The 23,650-nt window shown below is 60.6% G+C and carries 17 protein-coding genes; 14 read left to right on the plus strand and 3 right to left on the minus strand.

What is annotated here, in order from left to right:
- The first annotated feature begins 32 nt into the window (after positions 1 to 32).
- The 4 genes from ACSQ17_RS14935 to ACSQ17_RS14950 all read left to right on the plus strand — a co-directional run bounded on the left by ACSQ17_RS14935 (position 33) and on the right by ACSQ17_RS14950 (position 3,466).
- A complete protein-coding gene (locus ACSQ17_RS14935; protein ID WP_436069450.1) occupies positions 33 to 1,157 on the plus strand; it encodes a serine hydrolase domain-containing protein in 1,125 nt (374 codons plus the stop codon).
- Positions 1,154 to 1,486 carry an amidase gene (locus tag ACSQ17_RS14940; protein ID WP_436069451.1) on the plus strand — a complete coding sequence of 111 codons (333 nt, stop codon included), beginning with the start codon at positions 1,154 to 1,156 and terminating at the stop codon, positions 1,484 to 1,486. Before ACSQ17_RS14935 ends, ACSQ17_RS14940 begins: the two co-directional genes overlap by 4 nt.
- Positions 1,487 to 1,610: 124 nt before the next feature.
- The gene (locus ACSQ17_RS14945; RefSeq protein ID WP_436069452.1) at positions 1,611 to 2,768 is read left to right on the plus strand and encodes a phospholipase D-like domain-containing protein; all 1,158 of its coding nucleotides are present in this window, start codon (positions 1,611 to 1,613) and stop codon (positions 2,766 to 2,768) included.
- A gap of 89 nt (positions 2,769 to 2,857) precedes the next feature.
- On the plus strand, positions 2,858 to 3,466 hold the full coding sequence (locus tag ACSQ17_RS14950; RefSeq protein ID WP_436069453.1) for a DUF2846 domain-containing protein: 609 nt from the start codon (positions 2,858 to 2,860) through the stop codon (positions 3,464 to 3,466).
- A 75-nt stretch (positions 3,467 to 3,541) separates the two neighbouring features.
- Here ACSQ17_RS14950 and ACSQ17_RS14955 read toward each other — a convergent pair whose 3' ends face one another.
- Complete coding sequence (locus tag ACSQ17_RS14955) at positions 3,542 to 4,717, minus strand: thiolase family protein (RefSeq protein ID WP_436069454.1); 1,176 nt, start codon at positions 4,715 to 4,717, stop codon at positions 3,542 to 3,544.
- A gap of 183 nt (positions 4,718 to 4,900) precedes the next feature.
- Here ACSQ17_RS14955 and ACSQ17_RS14960 point away from each other — a divergent pair, with 183 nt between their 5' ends.
- The 4 genes from ACSQ17_RS14960 (at position 4,901) to ACSQ17_RS14975 (ending at position 13,243) form a co-directional block, all read left to right on the plus strand.
- Positions 4,901 to 6,583, plus strand: a complete 1,683-nt coding sequence (locus ACSQ17_RS14960; protein WP_436069455.1) for a fatty acid--CoA ligase — start codon at positions 4,901 to 4,903, stop codon at positions 6,581 to 6,583.
- Between the two features lie 371 nt (positions 6,584 to 6,954).
- Positions 6,955 to 8,841, plus strand: a complete 1,887-nt coding sequence (locus tag ACSQ17_RS14965; protein ID WP_436069456.1) for a DUF1302 domain-containing protein — start codon at positions 6,955 to 6,957, stop codon at positions 8,839 to 8,841.
- 31 nt (positions 8,842 to 8,872) lie between these two features.
- Complete coding sequence (locus tag ACSQ17_RS14970; RefSeq protein WP_436069457.1) at positions 8,873 to 10,240, plus strand: DUF1329 domain-containing protein; 1,368 nt, start codon at positions 8,873 to 8,875, stop codon at positions 10,238 to 10,240.
- A 279-nt stretch (positions 10,241 to 10,519) separates the two neighbouring features.
- A complete protein-coding gene (locus ACSQ17_RS14975; protein WP_436069458.1) occupies positions 10,520 to 13,243 on the plus strand; it encodes a LuxR C-terminal-related transcriptional regulator in 2,724 nt (907 codons plus the stop codon).
- On the opposite strand, the gene ACSQ17_RS14980 is transcribed toward ACSQ17_RS14975, so the two are convergent.
- Positions 13,232 to 14,101 (minus strand): hypothetical protein, encoded by an 870-nt coding sequence (locus tag ACSQ17_RS14980; protein ID WP_436069459.1) that lies wholly within the window; start codon positions 14,099 to 14,101, stop codon positions 13,232 to 13,234. The genes ACSQ17_RS14975 and ACSQ17_RS14980 overlap by 12 nt on opposite strands.
- Before the next feature lie 84 nt (positions 14,102 to 14,185).
- Here ACSQ17_RS14980 and ACSQ17_RS14985 point away from each other — a divergent pair, with 84 nt between their 5' ends.
- The gene (locus ACSQ17_RS14985) at positions 14,186 to 14,866 is read left to right on the plus strand and encodes a TetR/AcrR family transcriptional regulator (protein WP_090382661.1); all 681 of its coding nucleotides are present in this window, start codon (positions 14,186 to 14,188) and stop codon (positions 14,864 to 14,866) included.
- A gap of 79 nt (positions 14,867 to 14,945) precedes the next feature.
- Positions 14,946 to 15,887, plus strand: a complete 942-nt coding sequence (locus ACSQ17_RS14990) for an alpha/beta fold hydrolase (protein ID WP_436069460.1) — start codon at positions 14,946 to 14,948, stop codon at positions 15,885 to 15,887.
- Between the two features lie 108 nt (positions 15,888 to 15,995).
- On the opposite strand, the gene ACSQ17_RS14995 is transcribed toward ACSQ17_RS14990, so the two are convergent.
- Positions 15,996 to 16,835, minus strand: coding sequence for a metal-dependent hydrolase (locus ACSQ17_RS14995; RefSeq protein WP_436069461.1), 840 nt, complete (start codon positions 16,833 to 16,835; stop codon positions 15,996 to 15,998).
- Positions 16,836 to 17,236: 401 nt separating this feature from the next.
- On the opposite strand from ACSQ17_RS14995, the gene ACSQ17_RS15000 reads away from it, so the two are divergent.
- The 4 genes from ACSQ17_RS15000 to ACSQ17_RS15015 all read left to right on the plus strand — a co-directional run bounded on the left by ACSQ17_RS15000 (position 17,237) and on the right by ACSQ17_RS15015 (position 23,610).
- Positions 17,237 to 18,256: an AraC family transcriptional regulator gene (locus tag ACSQ17_RS15000; RefSeq protein ID WP_436069462.1), complete on the plus strand. Its 1,020-nt coding sequence runs from the start codon at positions 17,237 to 17,239 to the stop codon at positions 18,254 to 18,256.
- A gap of 2 nt (positions 18,257 to 18,258) precedes the next feature.
- Positions 18,259 to 18,906 (plus strand): MBL fold metallo-hydrolase, encoded by a 648-nt coding sequence (locus tag ACSQ17_RS15005; protein ID WP_422911364.1) that lies wholly within the window; start codon positions 18,259 to 18,261, stop codon positions 18,904 to 18,906.
- 112 nt (positions 18,907 to 19,018) lie between these two features.
- Entirely contained in the window at positions 19,019 to 19,675 is a 657-nt protein-coding gene (locus tag ACSQ17_RS15010) for an OmpA family protein (RefSeq protein WP_392540701.1), read from the plus strand.
- A 173-nt stretch (positions 19,676 to 19,848) separates the two neighbouring features.
- Complete coding sequence (locus tag ACSQ17_RS15015) at positions 19,849 to 23,610, plus strand: CHASE domain-containing protein (protein WP_436069463.1); 3,762 nt, start codon at positions 19,849 to 19,851, stop codon at positions 23,608 to 23,610.
- Positions 23,611 to 23,650 lie beyond the last annotated feature (40 nt).

Below are 23,650 nucleotides of genomic sequence, written 5' to 3' on the forward strand. Positions count from 1 at the left end.
GTGCCGCCTTCGATCCCAGCAGAGGCGGCTCCATGTCCTTCACTCCCTTTCCCGTGCGGCGGCTGATACTGGCGTGCGTCTTCGCTTTGGGCTGCGCCACGGCGCAGGCCGAGAACTGGCCTGGCAGTGACTGGGACAGCCAGTTGGCCGTGCCCAGCGCCGCGCTCAGCGAGTTGGAAAACTACGCCTTCCCCACTCGCGATGACGCCACCCGCAAAGGTGTGCGCACCGATGCCCTGCTGGTGATCCGCGATGGCCAGGTGGTTTATGAGCGCTATGCCGCACCGACCACTGCCGCCACGCCGCACCTGACCTGGTCGATGGCCAAGAGTCTGCTGGCTACCACCATGGGCGTGGCTTACGGCCAGGGCCGCTTCCGTTTGGATGCGCCAGTGGCCGATTACTATCCGCCGTTTGCCGCACATCCGCAGGTCAAGGTTGGCCACTTGCTCAACTGGGCCTCGGGTCTGGACTGGCAGGAAGACTATGAATACGCGCCACTGAAATCGTCGGTAGTCGCGATGCTCTACACCCGTGGCCGCACTGATATGGCGGCGTTCACCGCCGCGCACAGTGCCGATGCCGAACCGGGTGCCCGCTTCCGCTATTCCAGTGGTGACACAAACGTGCTGGCCGCCGCGTTGAAGAACATGGTGGGTGAAGCCGCTTACGCCGATTACCCCTGGACCGCCCTGTTCGACCCGCTCGGCATCACCACCGCTGTGTGGGAGCGCGACGCTGCGGGCACCTTTGTCGGTTCCTCATACGCCTACATGAGCGCCCGTGACCTGGCCCGAGTCGGCCTGCTGATGCAGCGCGATGGCCGCTGGGGCGAGCAGCAATTGCTGCCCAAGGCCTGGGTCGAGTTCAACCGCACGCCGTTCGCCAACTACCAGCCGCAGGCCGACAAGCCGGGTGAAGCGGTGCCAGGTGGTCAGTGGTGGCTGAATGCGGCGGTAGCCGGCGCGAGCAAGCCGTGGCCGGATGCACCGGAGGACACCCTGGTGGCGTCCGGGCACTGGGGGCAGGGACTGTATGTGATCGCCAGCGAGAACTTGGTGATCGTGCGCTATGCCGATGACCGCGATGGCAGCTTTGACCGCAACCATTTCCTCAAACTGGTTCTCGCCGCGTTGGCCGATGAGGTGCAGCCATGATTCGTCGTCGTCCGTTCAGCAGCCTGTTACTGCTTATTCTGCTATTGCTCGCCGCCTTGGCGTGGCAGAACCGCACCCACTTGCAGGCCTTTCCGGGGATTATCGGTGCCTACTCGGCCAAGGAATACTGCTCGTGCCGCTATGTAGCGAACAATCCGGCCGACTACTGCGAGGGGTATGTGGCGCAGTATGTATCGCTCTCCGGCTTCTTCGATGACCCTGCCAACAAGCGTGTGACCGCGCGTGGCCTGGGCAGCACCCAGAGCGCGCAATGGCTGGGCCCACGCCAGGGCTGTCAGCTGTTACCGCAGGCCGCGCCGCTGCCGTAATCAGTGCTGCGCTCTGCTTGATCGCCCGGCAGGGTTTGCAAGGCCCTGCCGGGCGGCTATGGTGGCGTCTCCATTTTCCATGCGTGAGCCGCAATGCGCAGAGTCCCCCGCCGCGTGAACGCGCATGCCGCATAACGTCTTTCCCTGGCGCCGCGGTAACGCACTGAGCTTGCTGATCGACGGGCCACAGTTCTTCGTGCAGATGCTGGCGCGCATCGACGCCGCGCAGCGGCAGATCGAGCTGGAGCTTTACCTGGTGGAAAGCGGGGCCTGTAGCCGCACCTTGCTGGCGTCGTTGTGCGCGGCGGCCCAGCGTGGCGTGGCGGTGCGTTGCCTGTTCGATGCCTTTGGCGCACAGGGGCTGCAGGTGGCGGATCGGCAACTGCTGCAGGCGGCTGGCGTGAAGGTGCAGTGGTACAACCCGCTGCGCTGGAAGCACGGCGTGCGCAACTTTCACCGTGATCACCGCAAGTTATTACTGGTCGACGAACAGTTTGCCTTTGTCGGTGGCACCGGCTCGACCGATGAATTCTGGCTGCCCGGCCAAAGTAGCAGCAGCTGGCATGAGGTGATGGTGGAAATCAGCGGGCCGCTGGTGGCCGACTGGCAGCAGCTGTTTGAGCGCCAATGGCAGGCGATTCAGGCCTGGAGCGCCTGGCGACCGCGCATGCCGCTGCGCCTGAAGAACCTGCCAGCTTTGCCGGCGCTGGGGCAGGGTTTGGGCCGTGTGGCTTTTGCCGATGCTTCGCAGCACCGCGATATTCTGCTCTCGCTGGTACGCGCCTTGCGCGGTGCCAAGCGGCGTATCTGGCTGGCTACGCCTTATTTTCTGCCGACCTGGCGGGTGCGCCGCACCCTGCGCCAAGCGGCCAAACGCGGCATTGAGGTGCGCTTGCTGCTGGCCGGGCAGCATACCGATCACCCACCAGTACGTTTTGCCGGCCAGCGCTATTACGCCAGCCTGCTCAAGGCCGGGGTACAGATATTCGAGTACCAGCCACGCTTTCTGCACCTGAAGATGGTGCTGGTGGACGACTGGGTCAGTGTCGGCTCGTGCAACTTCGATCACTGGAACCTGCGCTTCAATCTGGACGCCAACCTCGAAGCGCTCGATCCGGCCTTTACCGCCAGCGTGGCGGCGAGCTTTCAGGCAGACTTTGCCGAGAGCCAGGAAATCACCCTGGCCGACTGGCGTGCGCGGCCCTGGTGGCGGCGCGTGCAGCAATCCATCTGGGGCGCGCTGGATCAGTTGCTGGTCAACCTGCTGGATCGCCGCCGCTGACCCAGGTTTTTCGGCCCGCACTTTTGTCTGGTGTCGGCCGAGTAGGGCACAGCTATGCTCGGCCTATAACTCGAATAAGGATGCTGTCGATGCGTGCGCTGTCTTGCCTTGTGCTGTTGGCCATCGCCCTGAGTGGCTGTTCGACCCCGGGGGCGTTCTGGGGCGCGACCGAGGGCGAGGTATTCCGTGAGCATGCGCTCAGTGACGAGAACCACGCCCTGGTTTACCTCTACCGCCCGCAGAGCGACTGGGCTGATCAAGAGCTGGAAGCGCCTGCGCTGTTTCTGAATAACGCACGCATTGGCAGCCTGCCGAGCAATGCCTACATGGTGCTGGAGTTCGATATCGCCAGTTACCAGCTGGAAATGCGTCGTCCGCTGTTCGGCACGCACTGGACCTTTTTCGCCGACGGCCCGCTGGATTTCACCCTGATCAGCAGCTTTGCCCTGGATGCCGAAGCCGGCGGCATCTATTACCTGCGTTATGACGAACTCAACCCGCCCCCGGTAAACGAGCAGGCGCCGATCCAGGGTGACGGGCCACTGCAACTGGTATCCAAGGCGGTAGCGGACGCGGAAATTGGCGCCACCCGGGAAATCCAGCCCTTCGAACGGATTGCCGCCAGTGGCGAAACCGAGCGCATGCAGCGCAGCTTCTGGCGCAAGGTCGGCAAGTCGCTGGACAAGATCGGGATATAAAACGTAACGGGCCAGCGCAAGGCTGGCCCGTTACTGTGGCTTTAACATGGCCATTGCGGCCATGCATCGATCCTTTTAAATCAGCTCAACCGCTACAGCAGTGGCCTCGCCGCCACCGATGCACAACGAAGCGATGCCACGCTTGCCGCCGGTGTTTTTCAGCGCATTGATCAGGGTCAGGATGATCCGCGAGCCGGTAGAACCGACCGGGTGGCCCTGAGCGCAGGCGCCGCCGTAGACGTTGACCTTGGCGTGATCCAGGCCGTGTTCACGGATCGCCAGCATGGTAACCATGGCAAAGGCTTCGTTGATTTCGAACAGATCAACTTCGGCCTTGTTCCAGCCGGTTTTCTTCAGCAGGTTGCTGATCGAGCCGATCGGCGCAATGGTGAACTCGCTGGGGTCCTGGCTCTGGGTGGCGTGCGCAACGATCTTCGCCAGTGGCTTGAGGCCGCGCTTGGCGGCTTCTTCAGCGGTCATCAGCAACAACGCCGAGGCACCGTCGGAAATCGAGCTGGCGTTGGCCGCGGTGATGCTGCCGTCCTTGCGGAAAGCTGGCTTCAGGCCTGGGATTTTCTCCAGGTTGGCGGTCAGGGGTTGTTCGTCATCCTTAACCACAACGTCGCCCTTGCGGCCGCTGACGGTGACTGGAACGATTTCCGCATCCAGTGCACCGCTGGCGATGGCGCTCTGTGCACGTTTCAGCGACTCGATGGCATAGGCGTCCATTTCTTCGCGGGTGATGCCGTACTGGTCAGCGGTTTCCTGGGCGAAGGAGCCCATCAGGCGGCCAGTACGCGCATCTTCCAGGCCGTCGAGGAACATGTGGTCCTTGATCTCGCCGTGGCCCATGCGCAGGCCCGCACGAGCCTTGGTCATCACGTAGGGCGCGTTGGACATGCTTTCCATGCCGCCAGCGATCATCACGCTGTTGCTGCCGGCTTTGAGCGAATCAAACGCCATCATCACGGCCTTCATGCCCGAGCCGCACAGTTTGTTGATGGTGGTGCAGCCAGTGGCCGACGGCAGACCGGCGTTCAGCGAGGCCTGGCGCGCCGGGCCCTGTTTGAGGCCAGCCGGCAGCACGCAGCCCATGATCACTTCCTGCACGTCGGCAGGGGCAATGCCCGCGCGTTCGACGGCTGCGCGAATGGCGGCGGCACCCAGGTCAACGGCGGCAATGCTCGACAGGCTGCCTTGAAAACCACCCATCGGCGTACGGGCGCCGCTGACGATGACGATATCGGACATCGGAAAAACTCCTCGTTTTGTAATAGGTCGCAGGCCAAACACATCGAATGCGAGCCGCTGATTCTACTGCGCGACTAAAAATGCCCAAAGAGTCACGCGGAAAATCATTCTTTGGGCTGATTTGAGCGGTGGCGCTGGGCTCTAGATTGGCCGCACTGAAAAAAGCCAATAATAGGTACCGCCATGCTGCAGACCCGTCTGATTGCTCCCGCTGACAATGCCCACAATGCTCCGCTGCTGATCAAGCGCCTGCTGCTGTCGGGTATTCGTTACGAGAAAACCCGCGAAATCGTCTACCGCGATCAGCTGCGCTACAGCTACGCGACGCTCAACGAGCGTGTGGCGCGCTTGGCCAACGTGCTCACCGAGGCGGGAGTCAAGGCCGGTGACACCGTAGCCGTGATGGACTGGGACAGCCACCGTTACCTGGAGTGCATGTTTGCCATCCCGATGATCGGCGCGGTGCTGCACACCATCAACATCCGCCTATCGGCTGATCAGATTCTCTACACCATGAACCATGCCGACGATAAGTTCGTGCTGGTCAATAGTGAGTTCGTGCCGCTCTATAAAGGTATCGAAAGCCAGCTGACCAGCGTGGAGAAAACCATCCTGCTGACTGATGCCGCCGACAAGACCGCCGAGCTGGGCGGCCTGGTTGGCGAGTACGAAAACCTGCTGGCCGCCGCCAGTCCGCGTTATGACTTCCCGGACTTCGATGAGAACTCGGTCGCCACCACCTTCTACACCACTGGCACCACCGGCAACCCCAAAGGCGTGTACTTCAGCCACCGCCAACTGGTGCTGCACACCATGGCCGAAGCCAGCGTGCTGGGTAGCCTGGATAGCATTCGTCTGCTCGGCACCAATGATGTGTATATGCCGATCACCCCGATGTTCCACGTACATGCCTGGGGCATCCCGTATGTCGCCACCATGCTGGGCATCAAGCAGGTCTATCCGGGGCGTTATGAGCCGGACATGCTCTGCCGCCTGATCAAAGAAGAAAAAGTCACCTTCTCCCACTGCGTGCCGACCATTCTGCAGATGGTGATGGCCGCTCCTAGCGCGCAGGGCCACGATTTCGGCGGCCTGAAAATGATCATCGGCGGCAGCGCGCTCAATCGCTCGCTGTACGACGCGGCCAAGGTACGTGGCATCCAGCTCACCGCGGCCTATGGCATGTCGGAAACCTGCCCGCTGATCTCCTGCGCCCACATCAATGAAGAGTTGCTGGCTGGCAGCGAAGATGAACGCACCACCTACCGCATCAAGGCTGGCGTGCCAGTGCCGCTGGTGGAGGCGGCGATCATGTCCGCCGATGGCACCCTGTTACCGGCCGATGGCGAAAGCCAGGGCGAGCTGGTGCTGCGTGCGCCGTGGTTGACCCAAGGCTACTTCCGCGAGCCCGAGAAGGGCGCTGAGCTGTGGGAACACGGCTGGTTGCACACCGGTGACGTGGCGACCATCGACGACTTTGGCTTTATCGATATCCGCGACCGTATCAAGGATGTGATCAAGACCGGGGGCGAATGGATTTCCTCCCTGGAGCTGGAAGACCTGATCAGCCGCCACCCTGCCGTGCGTGAAGTGGCGGTGGTCGGTGTGGTCGATCCGCAGTGGGGCGAGCGCCCATTTGCCCTGTTGGTACTGCGCGAAGGCCAGAGCCTGGATGCCAAGGGCCTCAAGGAACACCTCAAGCCGTTTGTCGATCAGGGCAGCATCAACAAGTGGGCGATACCGTCGCAGATTGCCCTTGTTACCGAAGTTCCCAAGACCAGCGTCGGCAAGCTGGATAAGAAACGTATTCGCCTGGATATCGTCCAGTGGCAAGCCGCCGGCAGTCCGTTCCTTTCCACGCTGTAAGGTTTTTTGTAACGGGCGCAGCAGCAGGTTGCGCCTGTTACACGGTACGCGTTCAGTGCCGCGCAGGCCAGGCAGGTCAAGGCTTACAGGTTTCTTTAGGGCGGTGAGTAAGTGGCTCGGGGCAGGTCAACTTGGCCGTTCAAATAACGGCAAATCAGGTCGTTTTGAGTGACTGCTCGGTCAAACAAGCGTTTGGCTTGCTAATTGCTCATTCCAAGCCATTCTTGGCTCTGCCGGTCGTGCTCAACACGCCGAAACCTGCGAGCCAGAGTGCCTGGGGGCTGCAAATCACACTTTCGAGGGATCAAGCAGAAGTACTCGCTGGCTATAGTCCGCACCATCCATAACAAAAAACACATGGAGTAGCGTCGATGACAAAAACAAAACAAACCTGGCGCCTGGCAAAACTGCCATTGGCCGTCAGCCTCGCATCCACCCTCGCCGCACCTGCATTCGGCGTTACTTTCAATATCGGTGAAATCGAAGGTCAGTTCGATTCGTCCTTGTCGGTTGGCGCGAGCTGGTCGGTGAAAGGTGCGGATAAAGATCTGATTGGTAAGAATAATGGCGGCGACGGTCTGTCGCAGACCTCAGATGACGGCCATTTGAATTTCAAGAGGGGGGAAACTTTCTCGAAGATTTTCAAAGGTATTCATGACCTTGAATTGAAATATGGTGATACCGGTGTTTTTGTTCGTGGCAAGTATTGGTATGACTTCGAACTGAAAGACGAGAGTCGCCAGTTCAAGGAAATTAGCGATAGCAACCGTAAAGAAGGTGCTCAATCCTCCGGTGCTCAAATTCTCGATGCTTTCGTTTATCACAACTACGCCATTGGCGATCAGCCAGGTTCCGTTCGGTTGGGTAAACAGGTAGTAAGCTGGGGCGAGAGTACTTTTATTCGCAACAGTATCAACGAGATTAACCCGGTAGACGTCTCTGCATTTCGTCGTCCCGGTGCCGAGATCAAGGAAGGTCTGATTCCGGTAAACATGTTTTATGTAGCTCAAAGCCTGACCGAGAATCTTTCTGCGGAAGCTTTTTATCAGCTTGAGTGGGATCAGACCGTTGCTGAAAACTGTGGGACATTCTTCTCCCAGGCTGACATTGTTGCCGATGGCTGTGATAACAACCTGAATGTATTGAGTGCTACGCCTGCCCAAATTGCGGGTATCAATGCAAATATTACGGGTGCTGGCCCGTTAGCCGGTTTTGGTGCGAATGCTATTTCCGGTACCAGCGAAGGCGTAATCGTGCCGCGTGGTGGTGATCGGGATGCCCGTGATAGCGGTCAGTGGGGCTTGGCGTTCCGCTATATGTTTGACCCGTTAGATACTGAGTTCGGCGCCTATTTTATGAATTATCATAGTCGCGCTCCTGTATTTAGTGCCACGGCTGCTGGCCAGAATGTATACACAGCAGCGGGCCTTGCCGGTGCAGCAGCTCCACTTATAGTTGCAGGTAATTCCCAGTACTTTATGGAGTACCCTGAGGATATTCAGCTTTATGGGCTGAGTTTCTCCACAACGCTCCCTACTGGTACTTCTTGGGCTGGTGAGTTGAGCTATCGCCCTAATGCGCCAGTTCAAATTAACTCAACGGATGTGCTTTATAGTGGCGTGAAGCTTTTGGGTGGCGCTTTTGCGAATGCATCTATTCTGAATGGTACGCCCGGCAATGATTTGCATGGCTACAATCGCAAAGAAATAACGCAGTTCCAAACTACCTTTACCCACTTCTTTGACCAAGTTATGGGTGCTTCTCGCTTAACGTTGGTGGGTGAGATCGGCATTGCTCATGTCGGTGGCTTGGAAAGCACTAATGAGGTTCGCTATGGTCGTGACCCTGTATTCGGTCCTGGTCCATTGCCTCCGACGCAAGTTGCCCCTGGTGTGTTTCGTGAAACGTGCTCTCAGATTCTCAATGGCAACTCCGGTAAAAACGTACGTCGCTATTGCGAAGATGACGGCTTCGTAACCTCTACCTCTTGGGGTTATCGCGCTCGTGCCATTTGGGATTACCCGGACGTATTCGCTGGCGTAAACCTGAAGCCAAGCGTTTCCTGGTCGCATGACGTAGACGGTTACGGTCCGAATGGCCTGTTCACTGAAGGCGCCAAGGCTGTCAGCCTGGGTTTGGATGCTGACTACCAGAACACCTACACCGCAAGTCTCGCTTACACCGACTTCTTTGACGGTAAATACAACACTTCCACTGACCGCGACTTCGTTGCGCTCAGCTTTGGCGTGAACTTCTAAGCAGACAGGAATTTTGAGGAAGAATATGCAGATGAAAACAACAAAAAACCTGCTGCAAACCGGTGCATTGGCATTGTCGCTGATGGCCTGCAGCGTAATGGCTGCCGTCTCTCCGGATGAAGCTGCCAAGCTGGGTACTAGCCTGACGCCAATCGGCGCAGAGACGGCAGGCAATGCTGATGGTTCGATCCCTGCCTGGACTGGTGGTCTGCCGAAGACTGCTGGCACTGTCGACTCGGCTGGTTTCCTGTCGGATCCATTCGCAAGTGAGCAGCCTCTGTTCACCATCACTGCGGCCAACGCTGATCAGTACAAGGACAAGCTGACCCCAGGTCAACTGGCGATGTTCAAGCGTTACCCGGACAGCTACAAGATGCCGGTGTTCCCTACCCATCGTAGCGCCGGCGCGCCGGACTTCATCTACAGTGCCGCCAAGAACAACGCCACCAACACCAAACTGGTCGAGGGCGGTAACGGGCTGGAGAACTTCGAGCAGGCTACTCCTTTCCCGATTCCAAAGGACGGTCTGGAAGCGATCTGGAACCACATCACTCGTTACCGTGGTGGTAGCGTGAAGCGTCTGGTCACTCAGGCGACTCCACAGCCGAACGGCTCCTACAGCCTGGTTTACTTCCAGGATGAGTTCACCTTCCGTGGTGCACTGAAGGATGTTGATGCCAGCAAGCCAAGCAACGTGCTGTTCTACTTCAAGCAACGGGTAACCGCGCCGTCGCGTCTGGCTGGTAACGTGCTGCTGGTGCACGAGACCCTCAACCAGGTGAAAGAGCCGCGTCTGGCGTGGCTGTATAACGCCGGTCAGCGTCGTGTGCGTCGTGCTCCGCAGGTGTCCTATGACGGTCCAGGTACCGCCGCTGATGGCCTGCGTACGTCCGACAACTTCGACATGTACAACGGTGCTCCTGACCGTTACGACTGGAAACTGGAAGGCAAGAAGGAAATCTACATTCCTTACAACAGCTACCGTCTGGACTCGCCGAAGCTGAAGTACAGCGAGATCATCAAGGCTGGCCACATCAACCAGGATCTGACCCGTTACGAGCTGCACCGCGTATGGCATGTGACTGCAACCCTGAAATCGGGCGAGCGTCATATCTATGCCAAACGTGACTTCTACCTCGACGAGGACACCTGGCAAGCAGCTGCAATCGATCACTACGACGGTCGCGGTACCCTGTGGCGTGTGGCTGAAGCCCATGCTCAGTACTACTACGACAAGCAAGTGCCGTGGTACAGCGTAGAGACCCTGTATGACCTGCTGTCTGGTCGTTACCTGGCTCTGGGTATGAAGAACGAAGAGAAAAGTGCTTACGAGTTCGACTACCCTGCCAAGGAAAGCGATTACACCCCAGCGGCCCTGCGCCAGGCTGGCGTACGCTAAACCTGAGTAACGCTGCATAAAGAACCGGCCCTTGTGGCCGGTTTTTTTATGCGCAGGCTTTTAGCGCGGTGGTTGGTCGTTGTCGCGTTTGCGACTTTGCCGATATGAAACCGCTAACCGTCAGTTTGTCTGGCTCGCGCCAGCACTATGCGGCAGATGGATAAGCAATCATTGCAGTTTGCTACCTGATGGCGGCAGGGGCTTCAAATGCGTGAGTCAAGGCGCTAGGCTGCGGGGCATTGGTAGTGCCTCTGCCTGACTACTACAAGAAACCGGCTGATGACTGATCTGTCCCGCATTCCTGGCTTGGTAGCCGCGCCCAACATACTGGGTGGGCACTTCTATCGGCCGCCGTTACCTGCCAGCTATGTGCCGCGTCCGCGTTTGTGTGAGCGTTTACTCGGTGGTTTGGCAGGGCGCTTGTTGCTGGTCAGCGCGCCGGCCGGGTTTGGCAAGAGTTCACTGGCTATCGAGTTCTGCGAGCACCTGCCGGAGCAGTGGCAAAGCCTGTGGTTGGGCCTTAGTCCGCGTGACAGTGATCCGGGGCGGTTTCTTGAGCGCTTGCTCAGTGGGCTGCAGCAGTTCTTCCCGGGCGTTGGCCAGGAGGCGCTTGGCCTGTTGCGCCTGCGTCAACGGCACCAGCCGTTTGCCTTTGAGGAGTGGCTTGATGGCCTGCTCGATGAGCTGGCTGTGCGCCTTGATCCGCAGCAGCCCTTGTTGCTGGTACTGGATGACTATCACCTGGCGCAGGGCGCGGTGCTGGATCGTTGCTTGCAGTTCTTTCTCAATCACCTGCCGCCGGGCCTGCTGATTCTGGTGACCAGTCGTCAGCGCCCGGACTGGCACCTGGCGCGTTTGCGCCTGTCGCGTCAGTTGCTGGAGTTGCACGAGCAGGATCTGCGTCTGACCGATGCTGAAAGCACTGCGTTGCTCCGCTTGCAGGGTGCCGAGCTGTCGGCAGATGCGCTGGCCGCGCTGTTGCAACGCAGTGAGGGCTGGGTCGCGGGGCTGCGCTTGTGGTCGCTGGCCGCCAGTGAGGCGCAGGAGTCAGCGGCGTTACCGGCGTTAGTGCAGGGTGGTGACGGGCTGATTCATGATTACCTGCTGGAAGAGGTGATCGAACGCCAGCCGGCTGATGTGCAGGCTTTTCTCTATGAGACGGCCAGCCAGGAGCGCTTCTGCGCTGAGCTGTGCGATGCCCTGCGTGATGCCCATGACAGCGCGGCGATTCTCCGTCACCTGCAGGCGCATCAGGTATTTCTGGTGCCGCTGGATGAGCAGGGCAAATGGTTTCGCTATCACCACCTGTTTTCCGATTTGCTGCGCAGTCGGCCTCAGCCAACCCCAGGCCTGCATTTGCGTGCGTGTCGCTGGTTCAGCGTCGAGGGCCTGCTGGATGAAGCCATCGAGCAGGCGTTGCGCGCGGGCCAGCCGGACGTGGCGGCGAATCTGGTGCAGAACCTTTCCGAAGAACAATTGCTGGCCGAGCAGAACGTCGCCACCTTGCTGCGCTGGAAGATGGACTTGCCGGATAGCCTGCTGACCAGCACGCCACGCCTGATTCTGCTCTACGGCTGGGCGCTGGCGCTGGCCTGTCAGCTGGATGCCGCCGAAGAACTGCTAGCTGAACTGGGGCGCTTTCTGCCGGCCCGCGAGCGCAGTGAACAGGAAGGTCTGCTGGCCCAGTGGCTGGCCCTGAGTGGCGTGATTGCCCGCGGTCGCGGTGACAGCGCCAAGGCTCAGGCCTATTGCAGTGAAGCGCTGAGCTGCTTGCCGCTGGATCGCTACGGGCAGCGGCTGATGTGCTTGTCCAGTCTGGCCAACCTGGCGATCGTGCACGGTGATCTGTGGCGAGCGCGTGGGTTGAATCGTGAGGCTCTGGAGCTGGCGCAGCGGGTCGGTAACCCGCTGTTTGAGGCTCTGGCCCACTACGACCGTGCGCGGGTGTTGCAAGCCCGTGGCGAGGTGCTGCGGGCGCTGGATGAGGTGCGTCAGGGGCAACAGCGCTTGGCCAATCTGCCGGCCCAGCGGCAGTACGCTGCACGCGGACGGTTGACCCTCTACGAAGGCTATCTGCTGAGCCTGCGCCTGCAACCACAACAGGCCCGCCAGCGCCTGCTGGCCGGGATTGCCGAAGCGCGGGGTTGCCGTGATATCAGCGTGCTGATCGGTTATTGCGTGTTGGCCAGTCTGGAAGGGCGCAGCGGCAACTTGGCAGAAGCTTTTGCCCAGCTGGCCGAGGCCGAGCGGCTGATGCATATCTGGGATATTCCGCCGATCTACTACCTGGCGATGATCACCCTGACCAAATGCGAGCTGTGGCTGCGTCAGGGGCAGACCGAGCTGGCCGGCGTCTGGCTGAGTCGTTTGCTGGATGCCTATGGCGGTGAGCAGGCGGCTGCCGCGCCGGAGTTTCATCCACAGCTGCCGTTGCATGTGCAGCTGCATCTGGCCACTTACGAGCGTTTGCAGGGCGAGGATGAGCTGGCCGAGCGGCGTTTGCGCGGCTTGAGTCAGCTGGCGCAGAACGCTGGCGGGCAGTTGCTTGGGGCGATTGCACAGATGCAACTGACCGATCTGCTGCGTGACGCCGGACGCGAGCGTGAGGCGCAGCAGCAGTTGCGCAGTGCCCTGCAAGCGGCGGCCGGTGGTGGCTTGTTGCCTTTCCATGGTCTGCTCACGCGACAGCCCGACTGGCTGCGGGAGCAGTTGCTAGCGCAGGAAGCCAGCCCGTTGATTGAGGCCTTGTTACAGCACCTGCCACAGTCAGTGCACGTCGTCAGCCAAGACGATTACGCGGGTGTAGTCGATGCGTTGAGTTCGCGTGAATTATCCGTGCTGCAACTGATCGCCCAGGGTTGCTCCAACCAGGAGATCAGCGACAGCCTGTTTATCTCCCTGCACACGGTCAAGACCCATGCCCGTCACATCAACAGCAAGCTCGGTGTGGAGCGGCGTACCCAGGCCGTGGCGCGGGCCAAGAGTCTTGGCCTACTGCGCTGATTCCACCGGCACCGATAGGTCCAGACTGCGCGCAGGTGCTTTGCGTGGTTGCGCCGCTGCTGCGGCCAGTTTGGCCTGCACATCCTGCTGGATGCTCAGCAGTACCGGCTGCAGTTCGCGCATGTTCTGCTGCACCTCGGCATAAGCATGTTGCTGTGCCAGTTGTTCGACGCGTTGCAGCAGGGTTTCGCGCACCTCCCCACTTAAATGGATAAACAGCTCGGGCAGCTGCTTGCTTAGCTCAGCGCTGTAAAGCACCAGTTCTTCACGGCCAAACTGTTTGGTCAGGCCCAGGTAGTCCAGAGCGCTGGAGGTGAGCATGGCCGCCGCCGCCTTAGTTTCATGCAGGCCTTGCAGGCGCACCGGGTTGCTTTGCTCGCTTTCCGACAGGGTCATCCAGAATTCGGTGGTCAGGGTGAACAGCACCGCCTGCTGGCGCAGTGAATAACTCATCAGCCCCAGTGCTTCGGCGGCATAGGGCTGTTGCACGGCGCGAAAATCAAAATACAGGCGCATCAGCTCCTTGAGACGGAACAATGCTTCGCGGGATTCGTTCTGCCGCAGCTCCAGTGGGGCGTAGATGTTCAACTGCGGGCGGAAATTCTCTTCGCTGACCATGCGCTGGTAGATCGGCCCGGTGAACTCGCCGCTACGCCGGGGCAGGGCGTTGAGTTGCGTGCTGTCGACCTTGTTCAGCGCCTCCAGCAGTTGCTGGTAGTCGGCGCTGTTCCAAGGTTTGTGGATGTCGGGAATCTTCTGCCCGAGGTAGAACAGCTCGGCGGCCTGCACGGGCGCAAGCAGAACCAGCAAAAGGATGGCCAGCGGTAGGGTGCGGCGTGATGGTAGCGTGTGCGGCACAAGAACAATCCTGCGGAGTAGGCGTGGCTCAGCGTAACCAGCTTGGCGGCCCGCGTCACCCGCGCCTTGGTTGGGAAGTGTGCGATGCAGCAGGCGTTGGCAGAACTGGGTGCCGTTCGTGCGGTATTCGAAGACCTCGGTGGTTACGGCGCGGTGGCCCAGCAGCAGGAGCAGGATGGCGACGGGCCACTGATCGGCCATCTGCAGCGCACCAATATCCAGCTGGCGGCAATTCCGGTATTTGCCCGCAAGGGCCTGGCAGACACCACGGTCAATGACCTGTTGGCGGCGGCCAACGTGTCGCGGCGCACCTTCTACAAATACTTCGAGAACAAGATGCAGGTGCTTGAAGGCATCTACCAGACGGCGGTATCCCTGCTGCTGTCGCGCTTCAGTGAAATGCAGAGCATCGCCGGCAGCCCACAGGCCTGGTTAGAGGGCATGGTCGGGCGTTACTTCGACTATCACCTGGCGGTCGGGCCGATTATCCGCCTGATGCAGGAAGAAGCCCTGCGCGCCGATTCACCGCTGGCCGCACATCGGCAGCGTGCACATACCGAGATGGCGCGGTTACTGGCCGAGCGCCTGCATGGCGCGACCCGCGCGGCGGACCCACTGACCTATCGTGCGCTGATCTGGGCCATGGAAGCGGCCTCGCTGGAGCTGCTTGGCCGCGCTGCCAAACGCGAAGAAATCGAACAGGCCAAGCGTGTGCTCAGTGAGCTGCTGATCGCCTCGCTGTGTCCTGCGTCCGGCTCAACCTAGGTTAGGCGTCAGCTCTGGGCGTACATGCTCTGATAGTCCGGATGTGTCTTTCTCATAACAACAATCTAGAGGTGCCTGCATGTCTGCTTCCAGTCTCTCGCTGACGCCACCGCTGGCGGCCGGTTTTGCCCGCCTGGGTTTCGGTGCCCTGCCGCTGGAACGTCTCAAAACGCGCTATGGCAATGCCGCCAACGACTCGCGCTATATCGAACTCGATGGCTTCAGCCTGCACTACCGCGACGAGGGCAGTCGCGACAAACCAGTGCTGGTCCTGATCCACGGTGTAGTCGCCTCGCTGCACACCTGGGATGACTGGCTACCAGCCTTTGCCGCTGATTACCGGGTGATTCGTTTCGATGTGCCGGGCTTCGGCCTCACCGGCCCGGCCCGCGATGGTGTGTATTCCGCCGAGCGAATGATCAAGGTATTCGGTCTGTTGCTCGACTACCTCGGCGTGAATAAAGCCTCGATTGTTGGCAACTCCCTGGGCGGCTACATCGCCTGGAATTTTGCACTGGCGCAGCCACAACGGGTGGAGAAACTGGTGCTGATCGATCCGGCTGGTTATCACATGCACAAGGTGCCGTGGATGATTGCCGCCGCTGCTTTACCGGGTGCCACCGTGGCCATGCCGCTGTGGATGCCACGCGCGTTGATCGCCCAGGGCATCAAGGAAGTCTACGGCGAGCCGGCGCGGATCAAGCCGGGTGTGGTGGACCGTTACAACGATCTGACGCGTCGGCCGGGTAATCGCCGGGCGATGATGGATATCTTCCGCGTGCTGCTCAAGGTCAACAAGGAAGAGCTGCACACCACGCCGGCACGGGTGGCGCAGATTCAGGCACCGACGCTGCTGCTGTGGGGCGAACGTGACCGCTGGATTTCGCCCAAGCACGTACCACTGTGGCAGCGCGACCTGCCGGGGATTCAGGTGAAAACCTATCCGGGTGTTGGGCATATTCCGATGGAAGAAATCCCGCAGCAAAGCGCAGCCGATGCCTTGCGTTTTCTTCAGGGCTGATCGAACAGAAGTCGATTGCGGTGGCAACAGCTGCCGCAGTCGGTGAGTAACAGAGGAATAAAAAAGGGAGCCATCTGGCTCCCTTGTTGTTTGGCTGCAGCGTCCGCCTCAGGCCGCCTGGCTTTGTACAGGCAGATCGAACTCACTGCGGGTCTGGTAGAGCAACTCCAGATTGTTGTGCTCCCAGGGGTGGAAGTTGGGCTTGAAGAAGTCGCGGTAGGTGCTGATCAGCGGACGGAACACGCCCTCCTTGCCCCACATCCACTGGATGCCATCGCGCCATACGCGCCAGTTCCACAGCAGGCCGTCCTGTTTCAGCATGTGCGCCAGGCCACGGGTGGTGTCGAGCACGAAGAAGAAGGTGCCCATCATCATGGCCCTGCGCAGCAGTTTGCGGCTGCCGCAGACCTGGTTGTACACGTCGAAGGCCACCGCCTTGTGCTCGGTTTCCTCCAGTGCGTGCCAGCGCCACAGGCGCACCATGGTGGGGTGGGCGCCTGCCAGGTGTTTCGGGTCCTTGAGCAGGCCGTCGGCCATGATCGCGGTGATGTGTTCCAGCGCGGCGGTGGCCGCCAGTTGCCTTTGCGGTGAGAACTTTTTCTGGGTGTAACGAATCCGCGCCTGAGCGCGTTTCTCAATGCGGGTGATGTTGTAACCCAGGTCACGCAGGCGGTTGCTGTATTCCAGATGTTCGCGGCTGTGGTGGCCTTCCTGGCCGATAAAACCACGGATCTGTTCTTTCAGCGCCGGGTCATCGATCTGGTCGCGGAAGTGCCGCACCGAGTCGATAAAGAAGCGCTCACCATCGGGAAACAACACCGACATGGCATCGAACAAATGACTTTTGAAGGCATCACCGCTGTGCCAATGTCGGGGCAGCGGATTGGGGAAATCGAAGTCCATATGCCGTGGGCGAATCTGCAAACCTTCCGGGGTAGTGCTAACCATGCTGACTCCCTGAGTCTGTGACTGAAGCGTGGTCTCACTATGGATTCACCAGGCGGCTCGGCAAAGGTTCACAACAGCCAATGTTTCGGTCATATATGGCCAATGTTGCACGGGTGTACCAAGCGCTGTGAGGCCTCATGATCATCATCGGCATGCTCTATTGCCCACGCTAGAGCCATGCCGTAGCGAAAATCAGCTCCTGTGACGGCCGCGCCCTGCATGCGCCCAACCTTCGGTTGTGGTGATTGCCTGAACCAGCCCTGAGTATGGAGCGGGCCATGCAGCGACTGCACAGATTGAGTAAGGCGATGGCTGTGCCGCAGGGCGGCCCTTGTCGGTTTTTGTCGAACAGGGTTATCGTCGCTGTCGGTGGTCATATCTGGCCAGATAATAAGAAAACCATGAAGCCATCACTGAATTTCTCTGCCGAACTGGTTCCTGTCGCCTACGCCGCTGCCTTGCTCGACCTGGTTGAGGAACTGGGCGTACCGCGTGCGCAGCTGTTTGCCGAGGCGCGGGTGCGCCCCGAAGTGTTGGGCAATCCGCAGGGGCGTTTGTCCTTTATCGATTTCACCCTGCTCACCAGCAGCGCCCTGCGTCTGTGTGACGAGCCGGCGCTGGGCCTGCTGCTCGGGCAGCGGTTGAATGTATCCACTCACGGCATCCTCGGTTATGCGGTGCTGTCCAGCGCCAACCTGGGCAAGGCCATGCAGTTCGCCCTCAAGTATTACCGTGTACTGGGCCTGACCTATGAGCTGGAAATGGTCGAGTTGGGTGCGCGCATCGAGTTGCGCGCCAGCGAGTCGATGCCGCTGGGGCCGCTCAGCCGCTTTGCCGCCGAGGGCTTGCTGACCAGCCTCTACACCATTGCGCGGTTTCTGGTGGGCGAGCGCTTGCAGGAGGTGGAGGTGGGCTTTGCCCATGCCGCGCCGCATTATGCCGAGCGCTACGAGCGCCTGTTTGGCGTTCCGGTGGCGTTTGAGCAGCCTTACCACCGCCTGAGCATGCCGATCAGCTATCTGGACCGGCCCATGGCCCTGGCCAACCCGGCCACGGTGCAGATGTGCGAGCAACAATGCGAAGCGCTGTTGGCCAGCCTGGATGTGCAAGATGGCCTGCTGACTCGCGTGCGCCGTCTGTTGCTGGCGCGGCCCGGTGATTTTCCCGACCTGGCCAGCGCCGCCGAAGCCCTGCACACCAGTGGCCGCAGCCTGCGCCGGCACCTGTCGAGCATGGGCACCAGCTACCAGCAGGTGCTCGATGAAGTACGCAAGAGCCTGGCCCTGCAATACCTCACTACCACCCACTTGCCGCTCTACGAAATCGCCTACCTGCTGGGCTTCAGCGACCCGTCGAACTTTCGCCGTGCGTTCAAGAAATGGACGGGTAAACTGCCCAGCGATTACCGCGCTGAGGAATAACCATGAGTTCTGCCGCAACCCCGACCCTGATCCGCGAAACCTTCCCTGTCGGGCCTTTGCAGTGCAACTGCACGATCATTGGCGACCCTGTGACCAAGAAGGCCATCGTGGTCGATCCGGGTGGCAATCCGGATCTGATCATGGCGCGTCTGGAGGCCCATGGGTTGAAGGTGGTGAGCATCATTCATACCCATGCCCATCTGGATCACTTCCTCGCCTCCGGGCAGATGAAGGAGAAGACCGGGGCGACGCTGCATTTGCATAAAGAGGATCAGTTCCTCTGGGATAACCTGGAGATGCAGTGCCGTATGTTCGGTGTGCCTTACACGCCGGTGCCGGCACCGGATCAGTGGTTGAGTGATGACGAGGAACTGGCCTGCGGCTGCGGCGTGGCCTTGCATACGCCGGGGCATACGCCGGGTTCGATGAGCTTCTGGTTCCCCCAGGACAAGCTGCTGATTGCTGGTGACACGCTGTTCAAGCGCGGTATCGGCCGCACCGACCTGTGGGGCGGCGATTACTCGACCATTGAGCGCTCGATCAAGCAGCGCCTCTACAGCCTGGACGAAGATGCCACGGTGGTGACCGGCCACGGCCCGGATACCCGCCTGGGTGATGAAATGCGCGAAAACCCGTTTATCCGTGCCTGATCACACTGCTTGCCAGGCGTTGACGGCTGGCAGAGCAGGAACTTCATGGCGGATTTCCGTTCGAAACCCCAGGTGAAAACCTCTGTATTCGAATTGAAATAAGGAAGCGCGCATGAACCTGTGGCGAAATCTTGCAGTTGTAACCCTCGGTGTCAGCGTTCTGGCTGGTTGTACCACCAACCCCTATACCGGTGAGCGTGAGGCGGGTAAGGCGGGCATTTACGGCGGTGTCGGTGCGGTGACCGGTGCGGTGATTGGCGCGGCCACATCGAGCAAGAAAGATCGCGGCAAAGGTGCCCTGATTGGCGCTGCAGTCGGTGGTGCGGCCGGTGGTGGTTACGGTTATTACGTCGACACCCAGGAAGCCAAGTTGCGTCAGACCCTGCAAGGCACGGGCGTGCAGGTGCAGCGTAATGGTGATGACCTGAAGCTGATCATGCCGGGTAATATCACCTTCGCCAGCAACTCGGCGGATATCTCCAGCAGCTTCTACCCGACGCTCAACTCGCTGGTCACCGTGTTCAAGGAGTTCAACAAGAACGGCGTGGACATCGTTGGCCATACGGACAGCACCGGCTCGTTCGAGTTGAACCAGAACCTCTCCAACCGCCGGGCGCAGAGCGTAGCGTCCTACCTGAGTGCCAATGGCGTAGCGGCTTCGCGCCTGTCAGCCTACGGTGCAGGCCCGAGCCAGCCGATTGCCAGCAATGCCAATGAAGCTGGCCGTGCGCAGAACCGCCGCGTCGAGATCAACCTGCGGCCGTTGTAAAGCACAACGCCTCCACAGCCGCGTATTCGGGCGAATACGCGGCTTTTTTATGCCAGCGATTCAGCTCCGGCTGCCTGTGCAAATCGTGACTAGACTGCTGGCAGTGGTTCATTTCAAACCTGCTGTCCCGGCCCGCTCGCCTGCGCCGGACATGGATGATGACTGGAGATCGCATGGACGACCGGCTCGCCTTTCTCGCCCGCAAACCCTGGTTACCGCTGTGGGTCACCCTGATTCTGCTGATCGGTCTGGGCGGTCTGTCGCTCTGGCAGTGGCAGGCGCTGGAGCGGCGCGAACACGAGCAACGTCAGCAACGCTTCGAGCTTGAGGCGCAGGACATCAGCCAGCGGGTGGTCAGCCGCATGCAAGCCTATGAGATGGTCCTGCGCGGCACCTCGGGGCTGATGACGGGCAGCGAGCATGTGTCCAGCGAGGAGTGGGAGCGTGCCGTTGATCAGCTTCAGCTACAGGACCGTTATCCCGGTATTCAGGCCCTGGCCTGGTCGCGCTATCTGCAACCTGATCAGCTCCAGGCGTTTGTGGCTGCGGAGCAGGCGAGTGGCCGGCCGGGGTTTCGTCTGTTCCCCCCTGGTGCGCGTGAGCACTACCTGCTGATTGATTACATCAGCCCGTTGGATTGGCGTAACCGTCGCGTGCTGGGTTACGACATGCTCAGCGAGCCGGTGCGGCGGGCTGCCGTGGAACAGGCAATAGACAGCGGGGTGGCGACCCTCAGTGCGCCGGTGACTCTGCTGCAGGAAACCGAAGAAAACGTGCAAGCCGGTGTGCTGCTGTATTTGCCGGTCTATCAACCGGGACGGCCGCTGAGCACTGCAGGGGAGCGGCGGGAGGCGTTGCTGGGGCTGGTGCACGCAGCGTTTCGCAGTTACGACTTGATGGAGGGCATCCTCGGCGCGCAGACCAGTCGCTTCGATATCACCCTCAAGGATCAGCAGGCTCCGGACACCGTGCTACTCAATGGCGAGTCCCGAGACGCCGCGACGACCCCGGCATTTCGGCATGTGCTGGAGCTGCCCCTCTATGGCCGCAACTGGCTGCTGGAGGTCAGCAGCACCGCGGTGTATGACGTGGAACAGGCGAGTCGTGGCAGCAGTTTCAGCCTGTGGCTCGGCCTTGTGGCGGCGGCCTTGCTGGCGCTGTTGGTCGGCGGTTACCTGTACCTGCGTGAGCGCGAACTGCACACCAACCAGCTGGCCACCGACAAGCTGCGTGAGCGTGAAGAGCGCTTCCGCCTGTTGATTGAACGCCTGCCGGTGGCCACGTTGTTGTGCAATGCCCAGGGGCGGATCGAGATGGCTAACCGCAGCGCCGCCGAGCTGCTTGATTGCAGCGCCGAGGGCTTGGTGGGTGAGCGGGTCAAACGTTTTTTGCCGGCGGTCGAGCAGCTCAGTGAGCTGGTGATTGGCGAGGAAAGCGCTGAGCTGGCCAGTGAGTACCAGGCTCGCCGCGACCTCGGCGAAGAAGTGCCGGTCGCGCTGAGTCTGAGCGTGCTGGCCGACTCTTCCGGGGTCAATTACCTGCTCAACCTGGTTGATCTGCGTGCGCGCAAAGGGGCCGAGGAGCGCTTCCGTCTGGTGGTCGAGGCGTCGCCCAATGCCATTGTGCTGGTAGACAGCAAGGGCTGCATCGCCATGGTCAACCGCCAGACCGAGCAGATGTTCGGCTACACCCGTGATTTGCTGCTGTCGCAGCCGGTGGAGGTGCTGTTGCCGACTGCTTTGCGCGGCAGCCATGTACCGATGCGCTCGGCGTACCAGAGCAACCCTGAGCCCCGTCGGATGGGCAGTAATCGCGAACTGTTCGGGCAGCACCGTGACGGGCGGCTGATTCCGTTGGAGGTGGGCCTGTCACCGATCAAGGGCGGTGAGGATGCTCTGGTGCAGGCGGTGATCATCGATATCAGCGAGCGCAAGGCGGCCGAGCAGCGCCTGCGTGACCAGGCCGAGCAACTGATTCTGGCTAACCGCTACAAGTCGGAATTCCTCGCCAACATGTCCCATGAGCTGCGCACGCCGCTCAACAGCATCCTGATACTCAGTGACCAGCTGCGGCAAAACAGCGCCGGCAACCTGACCGAGAAACAAACCAAGCATGCCGACATCGTGCACCGGGCTGGCAGTGACCTGCTGCAATTGATCAACGATGTGCTGGATCTGGCCAAGGTCGAGTCCGGGCGCATGCAGCTCAAGCTCGAACCGCTGAACATGCAGGACATTCTCGTGGAGCTGGATGCCAGTCTGCGGCCGATGGCCGAGATCAAGGGGCTGCGTCTGCATACGCAACTGGAAGCGGGCGTGCCGCGCGTCATCCACAGTGATCGCATCCGTCTGCACCAGATTCTGCGCAACCTGCTGTCGAATGCCTTGAAGTTTACCGAGCACGGCGAGGTCAGCCTGACGGTGGCCTGTGCCAGTGGCGAGTTGCAGGAGGGGCATGAACTGCTCGACTTCAGTGTGCGCGACAGTGGCATCGGCATCGCGTCTGATCAGCATGAGCAGATCTTCCAGGCCTTCCAGCAGATCGATGGCTCCACCAGCCGGCGTTTTGGTGGCACCGGGCTGGGCTTGGCGATTACCCGTCAGCTGGTCTTGGCAATGGACGGTGAGATCAGTCTGCAGAGCGCCCCAGGCGAAGGTTCCTGCTTTAGCGTGCGCCTGCCGGTGCGTGTCGTGCCCCTGGCGCAGGACGAACCGGCAGAGGAAGGGCCGCAGCGCAGTGGCGAAGGCCCGGCCGTGCTGATCGTCGAGGATGATGCGAATTTTGCCGCCGTGCTGGCCGAAGAGGCGCATGCCCATGGCTTTGCCAGCGTGCACTGCCGCAGCGGTGTGCAGGCGCTCAACCTGTTGCAGAACGAGCGCTTCAGTGCGGTGATCCTGGATATCCTGCTGCCGGATATCAGCGGCTGGCAGCTGTTCCGCCGCCTGCGCGGCAACGCCAGCCATCGCCTGACGCCGGTGCATATCATTTCCTGCGTACCGCAGCCGGTGGATTGGAATGACGATGGCACGCGCTACCTGGTCAAGCCCATCCAGCGCGCCGATCTGGAACAGGTGTTTGTCGACCTCCAGCAGCAGGACGCGCAACCGGCCCAGCGGCTGTTGCTGGTGGAGGACGTCGAGGTCGAGCGCGAACACTACCGCGAACACCTGCAGCAACTGGGCTTTACCGTGCAGGCCTGCTCCCGCGCGGATGAGGCGCTCAGCGCCTACGCTGATGAAGCATTCAACGCCCTGGTGATTGATCTTGATCTGCCGGATCAGGATGGCTTTGAACTGCTGGAAAGCCTGGATCGCCAGCTCCCTTTGAACGGCACGCGGGTGGTGATCAACACCGGTGTCGACGTCACCCGCCAGGCGCTGCAACGCCTGCGCCGCTACAGCGCGGTGGTGGTGCACAAGCATGGCGAAGATATGCAGGGGCTCAGCGAGGCCGTACAGGGCTTTCTCGGTGGCGTGCGCGACCCCGGCCGCCAGGCCGCCGGACGGCTGGACAATCCGCTGGAAGGTCGTCGCGTACTGCTGGTCGATGATGACGTGCGCAACGTCTACGCCATGAGCGCGCTGCTCGATGAGGTCGGGCTGATCATCAGTTCGGCCAAGGATGGGCTCGAGGCCATTGCCTGCTATACGCGTGAGCCGTTCGACCTGATCCTGATGGACATGTCCATGCCCACCATGGATGGCTACACCGCCACCCGGATACTCAAGACCGAACATGCTTGCAGCATCCCGATCATCGCCCTGACGGCCCATGCCATGAAGGGTGACCGCGAGAAATGCATAACCGCCGGCGCCGATGACTACCTGGCCAAGCCGGTTACCCGCGAAGTCTTGCTGGATATGCTGATGCGCTGGCTGCCCCATGCTCCAGGGGCGGCGACTGCGCCAACCACGCCGCATGCGACGCCCCGGTAGTTTTTCCGGGTGCTGCTAACCTGAACTTCAGCAGGGGCAA

This window comes from Pseudomonas sp. LjRoot71 (assembly GCF_964253255.1).
Classification (GTDB): Bacteria; Pseudomonadota; Gammaproteobacteria; order Pseudomonadales; family Pseudomonadaceae; genus Aquipseudomonas.

Coding starts and splice junctions, on each gene's coding strand:
- ACSQ17_RS14970 (WP_436069457.1), top strand. CDS start 8,873: ATGAAAACAACAAAAAACCTGCTGCAAACCGGTGCATTGGCATTGTCG.
- ACSQ17_RS14965 (WP_436069456.1), top strand. CDS start 6,955: ATGACAAAAACAAAACAAACCTGGCGCCTGGCAAAACTGCCATTGGCC.
- ACSQ17_RS14955 (WP_436069454.1), bottom strand. CDS start 4,717: ATGTCCGATATCGTCATCGTCAGCGGCGCCCGTACGCCGATGGGTGGT.
- ACSQ17_RS14945 (WP_436069452.1), top strand. CDS start 1,611: ATGCCGCATAACGTCTTTCCCTGGCGCCGCGGTAACGCACTGAGCTTG.
- ACSQ17_RS14960 (WP_436069455.1), top strand. CDS start 4,901: ATGCTGCAGACCCGTCTGATTGCTCCCGCTGACAATGCCCACAATGCT.
- ACSQ17_RS14985 (WP_090382661.1), top strand. CDS start 14,186: ATGCAGCAGGCGTTGGCAGAACTGGGTGCCGTTCGTGCGGTATTCGAA.
- ACSQ17_RS15005 (WP_422911364.1), top strand. CDS start 18,259: ATGAGTTCTGCCGCAACCCCGACCCTGATCCGCGAAACCTTCCCTGTC.
- ACSQ17_RS15000 (WP_436069462.1), top strand. CDS start 17,237: ATGAAGCCATCACTGAATTTCTCTGCCGAACTGGTTCCTGTCGCCTAC.
- ACSQ17_RS14990 (WP_436069460.1), top strand. CDS start 14,946: ATGTCTGCTTCCAGTCTCTCGCTGACGCCACCGCTGGCGGCCGGTTTT.
- ACSQ17_RS15010 (WP_392540701.1), top strand. CDS start 19,019: ATGAACCTGTGGCGAAATCTTGCAGTTGTAACCCTCGGTGTCAGCGTT.
- ACSQ17_RS14950 (WP_436069453.1), top strand. CDS start 2,858: ATGCGTGCGCTGTCTTGCCTTGTGCTGTTGGCCATCGCCCTGAGTGGC.
- ACSQ17_RS14975 (WP_436069458.1), top strand. CDS start 10,520: ATGACTGATCTGTCCCGCATTCCTGGCTTGGTAGCCGCGCCCAACATA.
- ACSQ17_RS14935 (WP_436069450.1), top strand. CDS start 33: ATGTCCTTCACTCCCTTTCCCGTGCGGCGGCTGATACTGGCGTGCGTC.
- ACSQ17_RS15015 (WP_436069463.1), top strand. CDS start 19,849: ATGGACGACCGGCTCGCCTTTCTCGCCCGCAAACCCTGGTTACCGCTG.
- ACSQ17_RS14940 (WP_436069451.1), top strand. CDS start 1,154: ATGATTCGTCGTCGTCCGTTCAGCAGCCTGTTACTGCTTATTCTGCTA.
- ACSQ17_RS14995 (WP_436069461.1), bottom strand. CDS start 16,835: ATGGTTAGCACTACCCCGGAAGGTTTGCAGATTCGCCCACGGCATATG.